This is a genomic window from Limnofasciculus baicalensis BBK-W-15 (genome assembly GCF_024178385.1).
In the GTDB taxonomy this organism is placed as follows: Bacteria; Cyanobacteriota; Cyanobacteriia; order Cyanobacteriales; family Coleofasciculaceae; genus Limnofasciculus; species Limnofasciculus baicalensis.
The window spans coordinates 22,700-29,376 of sequence record NZ_JAMZMM010000029.1; the positions used below are offsets into that span (position 1 = coordinate 22,700).

At 42.5% G+C, this 6,677-nt stretch carries 8 protein-coding genes; 4 read left to right on the top strand and 4 right to left on the bottom strand.

Annotated elements, in window-relative coordinates:
* The first annotated feature begins 21 nt into the window (after nucleotides 1-21).
* Nucleotides 22-1,221 carry an FG-GAP repeat domain-containing protein gene (locus NJ959_RS04965; RefSeq protein ID WP_254010643.1) on the top strand — a complete coding sequence of 400 codons (1,200 nt, stop codon included), beginning with the start codon at nucleotides 22-24 and terminating at the stop codon, nucleotides 1,219-1,221.
* A gap of 227 nt (nucleotides 1,222-1,448) precedes the next feature.
* Here the strand turns inward: NJ959_RS04965 and tftA are convergent, their stop codons facing one another.
* The 4 genes from tftA to NJ959_RS04985 form a co-directional block, all read right to left on the bottom strand.
* Nucleotides 1,449-2,804, bottom strand: a complete 1,356-nt coding sequence (gene tftA / locus NJ959_RS04970) for a hormogonium tapered terminus morphoprotein TftA (protein ID WP_254010644.1) — start codon at nucleotides 2,802-2,804, stop codon at nucleotides 1,449-1,451.
* A 166-nt stretch (nucleotides 2,805-2,970) separates the two neighbouring features.
* A complete protein-coding gene (locus tag NJ959_RS04975; protein ID WP_254010645.1) occupies nucleotides 2,971-4,185 on the bottom strand; it encodes an RNA-guided endonuclease InsQ/TnpB family protein in 1,215 nt (404 codons plus the stop codon).
* A gap of 478 nt (nucleotides 4,186-4,663) precedes the next feature.
* Nucleotides 4,664-5,107, bottom strand: a complete 444-nt coding sequence (locus NJ959_RS04980; protein ID WP_254010646.1) for an HNH endonuclease — start codon at nucleotides 5,105-5,107, stop codon at nucleotides 4,664-4,666.
* A gap of 9 nt (nucleotides 5,108-5,116) precedes the next feature.
* Nucleotides 5,117-5,371, bottom strand: a complete 255-nt coding sequence (locus tag NJ959_RS04985; protein ID WP_254010647.1) for a hypothetical protein — start codon at nucleotides 5,369-5,371, stop codon at nucleotides 5,117-5,119.
* 283 nt (nucleotides 5,372-5,654) lie between these two features.
* Between NJ959_RS04985 and NJ959_RS04990 the strand changes: the two genes are divergently transcribed.
* The 3 genes from NJ959_RS04990 to NJ959_RS04995 all read left to right on the top strand — a co-directional run.
* Nucleotides 5,655-6,059 carry a PIN domain-containing protein gene (locus NJ959_RS04990; RefSeq protein ID WP_254010648.1) on the top strand — a complete coding sequence of 135 codons (405 nt, stop codon included), beginning with the start codon at nucleotides 5,655-5,657 and terminating at the stop codon, nucleotides 6,057-6,059.
* Nucleotides 6,013-6,201 carry a hypothetical protein gene (locus NJ959_RS30095; protein WP_373693602.1) on the top strand — a complete coding sequence of 63 codons (189 nt, stop codon included), beginning with the start codon at nucleotides 6,013-6,015 and terminating at the stop codon, nucleotides 6,199-6,201. The genes NJ959_RS04990 and NJ959_RS30095 overlap by 47 nt, the downstream gene beginning before the upstream one ends.
* An 82-nt stretch (nucleotides 6,202-6,283) precedes the next feature.
* The coding region (locus tag NJ959_RS04995) for a leucine-rich repeat domain-containing protein (RefSeq protein ID WP_254010649.1) at nucleotides 6,284-6,677 on the top strand (394 nt) is incomplete at its 3' end.

Below are 6,677 nucleotides of genomic sequence, written 5' to 3' on the forward strand. Positions count from 1 at the left end.
GTAATTTTGGGGATGCCCTACTTGGCAGCGCCAGCTTGGGCTCAAGATTCTCCTAATCCTCCCCACTTCGAGAAAATCACAGTAGCAACTCAACAAACCGACGGCTACTGGGTTGAAGCTGTAGATATCAACAACGATAACAAACCAGACCTCGTTACTTCCGGTTTGACAGTAGGCAAAGTGGTGTGGTATGAAAACCCAACTTGGGAAGAGCATGATATAACTCAGTTGCCTAAGCCAGTTGCGCTAGCTCAAGACGACATTGATGGGGATGGCTGGACGGATATTTTCATCAGCCATGACTACGGGGGGTGCATGTTCAACTGCGGACCCGAGGATGGCAAGATTTCCTGGCTGAGAAACCCAGGCGAGACAGGAGGAGAATGGGATGTCTATCATATCGGGGATCTCGTGGCAACCCATCGCTTGCAGCTAGGGCACTTCACCACAAAAGATGAATTGGAACTTTTGGCCGTGCCAGTTGTCGGATCTGCTGGTGTAGAGTCACCGGTACCGATAACTCTGTACACCAAGCCCGAAGATGTCCTCACAGCAGATAAATGGCCTAGCAAGATTGTGGATGAGAGTTTCCATATCATCCATGGAGTTGTACCCTACAACTCTGGTGAAGAACTTGACAGCGTGTTACTCGCCAGTGAAGAGGGCATCAATATCTTCTCTTTGGATGAAACACATAACCCGGTGATTAAGCCGATTGGCACAGGAGAACTTGGCCAGGTTGACTTCAAAGGAAGTGGAAATGTGGCCATCGGTTATCTTACAGAAAAATTCCCATTTGACCATTATTTTCCAACCGCAGAACCTTTCCATGGCAATACCATTGCCTTGTATACTCCGACTGGCGATAATCAGTCTTATGAAAGAAAAGTGATGTATGAGTTCGGTCCTGTAGACGAATCAGTTGCGCATCATGTGGTAACTACTGATTTCGATGGAGACGGCGATGATGAGTTCCTCCTAGCAAAGCGAGGTTCACGGCCATGGCAAGGTGTTTTCTACTACGATCCCATTCTCAACGAGAACTCGAAGCTTGAGTTTAAAATGACGCAACTGTCTGACTCCTCTACTGCCAGAATCGCTATTGCAGATTTCAATGGAGATGGTCTCAAGGACTTCGCCACTACAGGCTACTACACAGCAGGCTACTTCCTGGCAGACAACTCAGAGGTTTTGGTGTTCTTAAACCGTGGGGACGATTAGGATTGCAGCCCTGACGGGGTGACAAGTCGCCCAGAAGCAGTCAGGAAGATTGCTTTTGTATCGGTAAGGTCAATAACTCACCCATACAAAACCCAAAGCCCATCAAGCTTTCAGAACTAATCTATAGCAACCGCCACAGCGGTTAGGACATTCTCAGCTTAAATTTTAACAAGGGGCTGAGAGCCAATTGTCCTAACCGCGTTGGCGACTGCTATAATTAGATTCGTTCACAACAATCCCGATGATTCATACAAACGCCTGAGAATTGCGAGAATCTTAGCACTATAATTTGTATCTACTGACCATCTTCCAGTTAGTTGATCTACTAAAGGTGCAATGCCGCGAGTCACAAAACGAAATCTCGGACTCACTTGTTCTTGCACCAAAGGTTCCAAACTAGCGTAAGCTTTTAACTGTTGAATATGGGCGCGAACCCCAATTCTGGAACTGGGAAATGTTGCGCCTTCCGCTTCCCCACTTACGGAACCCAATCCGCCAAAATTATTTTGACTAGATTTTAATGCCCCACCAAAGTTGAGAAAGTTAGTTTCTACACACATTTGCGCAAAGGCAATATCATAATTAACCCCTTCAATTGATGCCTCTTCTCGGTAAATTTTGGGTAAGTCGGGAAATTGGGTTAAGGCGTTTTCGTTATTGGCTTTGAGGAACATCATCATTTGTACTTCTGATGTGTGCCCGTTCCCCATAATTCGGTCGAATTGACCGGGACAGATTTGGACAATAGAGCGTAAAATTACTGTACGGGTGGAACTATCCCAGTTTACGGAAATGTTATAGTCTCGCAGTTCAATTGCTTTAACATAAACTACTCCCTGATATTGGACGCGGCGGACAGTTGGTACAGTTGTTAAATCTATCCCCAGTCTATCTGCTAAATCAATAGGAATGTAGGCATTGCCATTAATAATAACGCCTTGCTCGCCATAAGTTTGATTATTGATATTGATATTAATGGGAGAATAAGTTGTACTGCCACCATTTCCCGGTGTATTACCAGATGCCGCGCGACTCCAAGCAGCTAATCCATCAGCAATACCCAAGGCAATATCGCGCCGTCGATTCTGAATTAAAGTACGATCGTCTGGATTGGTAATATAGCCAACTTCTATTAGTAACGAGGGGAGGTTGGTGATGCGACAAAATGCCAGACTACCGATACCTGTAGTCGTATCTGGCTTTGAGCCTCGGTTAGTTAGTTGAGGCAAGCGTCGCACTAGAGCGAGTAACATTGAGTCAGCCTGACTTTTGCGATCGCTATTGTTGGCGATATAGTACACAGTAGCGCCTCTAGCATCCGGATTTGAGAAAGCACCCGTTTGGATTTCCAGAGCGACATCACCGGGCTTGGCACGAGTATTAATCCATTGAATAGTTTGAGCTGCACTCAAGTCATCGGGTACAGATAGCACTTCAAACCCCCGCGATCGCAACTCTGGTACGATTTGATCCCGTAATAATATCATTTCCTGAGCTTCTGTTGTCCCACCTGCGATCGCGCCTAAATCGCGACCTCCTTGTTCTAAACCACCATGTCCTGCTGAAATAAATATACGTCCCATCTGTCGGCAATTTCCCTTAGCGCTGCGATGCCTTTGGCTGGCGTTGCCATCGGTACTCGCTCTTACTCATCCAGAATACGGATTTTAGCGTTTTATGGCTAGTACTGATTTTACCGCTCAGAGAAACCTAGACAAAGCTACCCAAAGGTGGCTTTTGCTGGACATCTCAGTTGGTAATTTTAGTCCAAAGTCCTAAAACTACAGGGATAAACGGCAATCCCTCTATCCCATTCATAAAGTTTGGGATTACTTTACGCGCTATATTCATACTTCCATTGGTATCAGCATTGATTATTCTACCAGTGGAAGTTTTGTATAAACCTCTCTTGACACGCTTACCGCTAAACACTGGTTTAATATCTGTCTTAGCTTTGTAAACAGGCAACTTATCGCCAGACAAGGCACTAGCTTTTGAAGTGTAACTCTCCTCAGTTGTTACAACTTTGATACCTGCCAATTCTGCCTTGTAAGTCAAGAGCTTAATCAATTTGGCGTGGGGGATCTTAGTAAACTCTTGATTGTTCTTTTTCCCAATATTGATCTCTTGCTTCCACCCCGGGTTATTGCCAATAATTAATTGACCAATATCATTTAATTGACACCAATCAATCACTCTACGGCTGGCAGTATGAAGGTAGTTATCAATCCTTCTTTCACGCTTGCTGTTTAGCTGTTTAACTTGCCGCCACGCTTCGATTGATTGTGATGAAGCTACTCTTTTATTGAATAATTGGTTAATACTTTTCAACGGTCTACCACTAATCAAAATCGGTTTAGTACCGGGATGATTGGATGTTATAGCCATCAAATTGTTTAAGCCAAGGTCTATACCAGCCACGTATTTCCCATCATATTTAATCGGCTCCTCAACCGTGTAAACAACTTCAATAACATAGTGGTCAATCTTGGGTACAATCCGCACTTGGTCTAAATTCTTCGCTTGAGTAGGGAATTCAATACTAGTCTGAGAAAGCTTAACAATTCCTTTGGTTAGCGCTGGTTTTGATATCGCATCTTTTGGATAAATAACAACGTTTCTACCACGTTCTTTGTGTTTATATCCAGGTATTTTCGGTTTGCCTAAATACTTCTCAGGATTCTTGAGCCAGTCTTTCCAGGCTCCCAACCAACCTTTCCAAGCTTCAGACACTCTACGCACAATCTGCTTACTAACTTTTGTGGGGAGATATCGATAGGCTTCTAGATTTTTAGTTTGATGGTAAATATCTATTGAGTTGTAATACTTTTTAGTTTCAAAAAAGTATTGTCTCTGAAGATAATTAGCCGCATTATAAAGATGCTTGGATTGTAACGCTAGATCATCACAATATGCCCAAAACTTATGTTGTCGGTTGATGACGTGTTTCTCAACTAATTGCATCTCTACTCGACCTCTAAAGATGTGGTACTCTAGTTACTAGAGCTATACTAAGATAAACGGTAAGCTTTGTCTAGATCTGGTTCGATTTTAACCGGAAGTCTCTCAAGGTCAGTCTCCCATCGGTCTTGTGGTTTTCACCGTTACACCTTTGAGCTATCCTGCTATGAGGAGACTAAAACTAGACATAGCCTGATTTTATCATAGCTTTTCTCGAGTTTCAGAGTGTTTTGTCCAGATTTTGACGGTCAGCTAGTTAACCCCCCTTGGGATGGGATGGGAATAGCAGAACAAAGGGAGAGGGAGAGACAGGGGTTCGTCTTAATTTGTCTTACTTGGCAATTCCAGTTGTCTCGAGCTTGTTTGTAGTAGGCACTTTAGTGCCTAAAAATGCTATATTTCCAAGCACTAAAGTCTTTACTACGAACAACTGATACAATTCCGATGCTGCCAGAGATGATATAAAGTATTAAAATTAGGTTTACTTAGTCATTCTTTGCCAAGCTGGTGCAGATGGATATCTGCTAACTCCAATTAAAGATTGCCTTTCTAAAATCCGCTCATTGCTATTAAATTCTAGTATTTGCTCTGTTACTTCTCCGATATCTGTTAAAGGCTGAATCCTAGCTTCAGCGAGTTGAAAATGATCTGCCCAAAAGTCTCGGCGGGGATTAAAAAATCGGACAAGTTCCCCAGTTTTCCAATTAATCGATCCTAAATCAGTTCCTTTTTGCAGATTGCAGAAGATGCAGGCATAGGCAAGATTTTCTGCTGTGGTAGAGCCACCATGTTTTACACTAATAATGTGGTCAACCTGGAAACGTGAAGACCTTTCTGCTTCTGCTATGAGGCAGTATTCGCAGAGATAGTCAGCACGTTTAGCAACTAAACGCCGCACTTCTTCACTAATGTAAGGACGAACCATTTTAAATACCTACTCGCTTTTAATATATTTATAAGCTCGTGCTTTAATGAGTGTCATGATATGCTCTAGAATGAGAAAATAGTCTAGTTCTTTTTTTTCTTCTGGGGTTAGTTCCCCTGTTTTATGGCGGTAAACCAAATCTTCTAGACGCTCTTGGGCTGAATCCGATAACTGAAAGTTGATGAGGCTTTGGGAAGTCGTTCCCGCAGCGATGAACTCAATCATTTCATCGTATACTTTGGGGATTGCGATCGCTACTGTCATGAGATTATGCCTCCTTTATTTCATTTTAATCGAATTTAACCAAGACTTGCGCAAAGCATCTATCTGTAGGGTGCGTTGCGCTCAAGCACCCCGCACCATCCACTATTGGTAACTCTTTTATGGTTAATTGCACCTTGGATAGATATTTTCCCTAATTCTCACTTGTTGCGAGGATTTAATAATCTAATTGGTACAATTAATCAATTTCAACCATTTTATTCTTCTGGATAATCTGGCTTGTTTATTATTTCTTGAATCCGGAAAGTGACAGAAGAGGGCTACAGTGGTTCCCGCTCATAGTAAGGTACAGTATCAGAAATTAACAAACCAATTGCTTAATTCTGAGGATCAATTAAGTGTACCTCATTACTGCGGAAACCGCTGTACATCCATTTTAGCGGTTGCTGCCAGACATATCGAATCCAATCAAGACATTGAATTGAGAGCCGAAGCATTGATAAAATGGGGGTTTAAGTTCTATGACGCTTTACATCTGGCTTTTGCTGAAGCAGGGGGCGCTGATGTCTTCTTGACTACCGATGATAGACTCTTGAGAAAAGCTCAACAATACAATAATTCAATTGGCGTAACAGTAGAGAATCCCGTGATTTGGTTGATGAAAAATTTACAGGAAGATAATCATGAAATTAGCTCAACTGAGAAAGCAAGGATACCAGGCTTTAGTTGACTCTCTAGGGGTAGTAGGAATGCTGTGCTTCCTCCAACAATTGGAAGTTGGCTATGGAGATTATACCACTGAGAGAAATCAGTGGTTAGATGAACTAAGCTTATCCGATTTTCAAAAATATGTAAAACAAAAGCATCAATAAACCGCCAGAGATTTTCATCCCTGTCTCATAGCTAAAGATACAGAATTAACCCAATAGCCCACACTCCCTGGAGAAATTGCTTATGCGTCTACATCCTAGAATTCTCAAATTTGCGATACTGCTCCTTGGCAGTTTCCTGTTAGTAGTAACATCTCCTCTGTTACCTCCGATTTTTCATTTCTCACCAACTAGAGTTCAAGCGCAAACCGTTGAACACCTGGTAGTAAAACCAAATCAGAGCGATAATTTTAGCAATTTTGCTGATTGGTGTTCCCATAAAGATGCTCTTTCTCAGCAACAACGACATACGGTTGAAGTATTGTTGGCGGAGGCGAAAACCTCGGATTGTAATCGAGCTAACGAGATACTTTCAAATCTTACTGAGCTGGTGCTAGAGAACAATCAAATCAGGGATATTACTCCTCTCTCCAACCTGACTAATCTTACTGGGCTGTGGCTAGATAATAATCAAATCA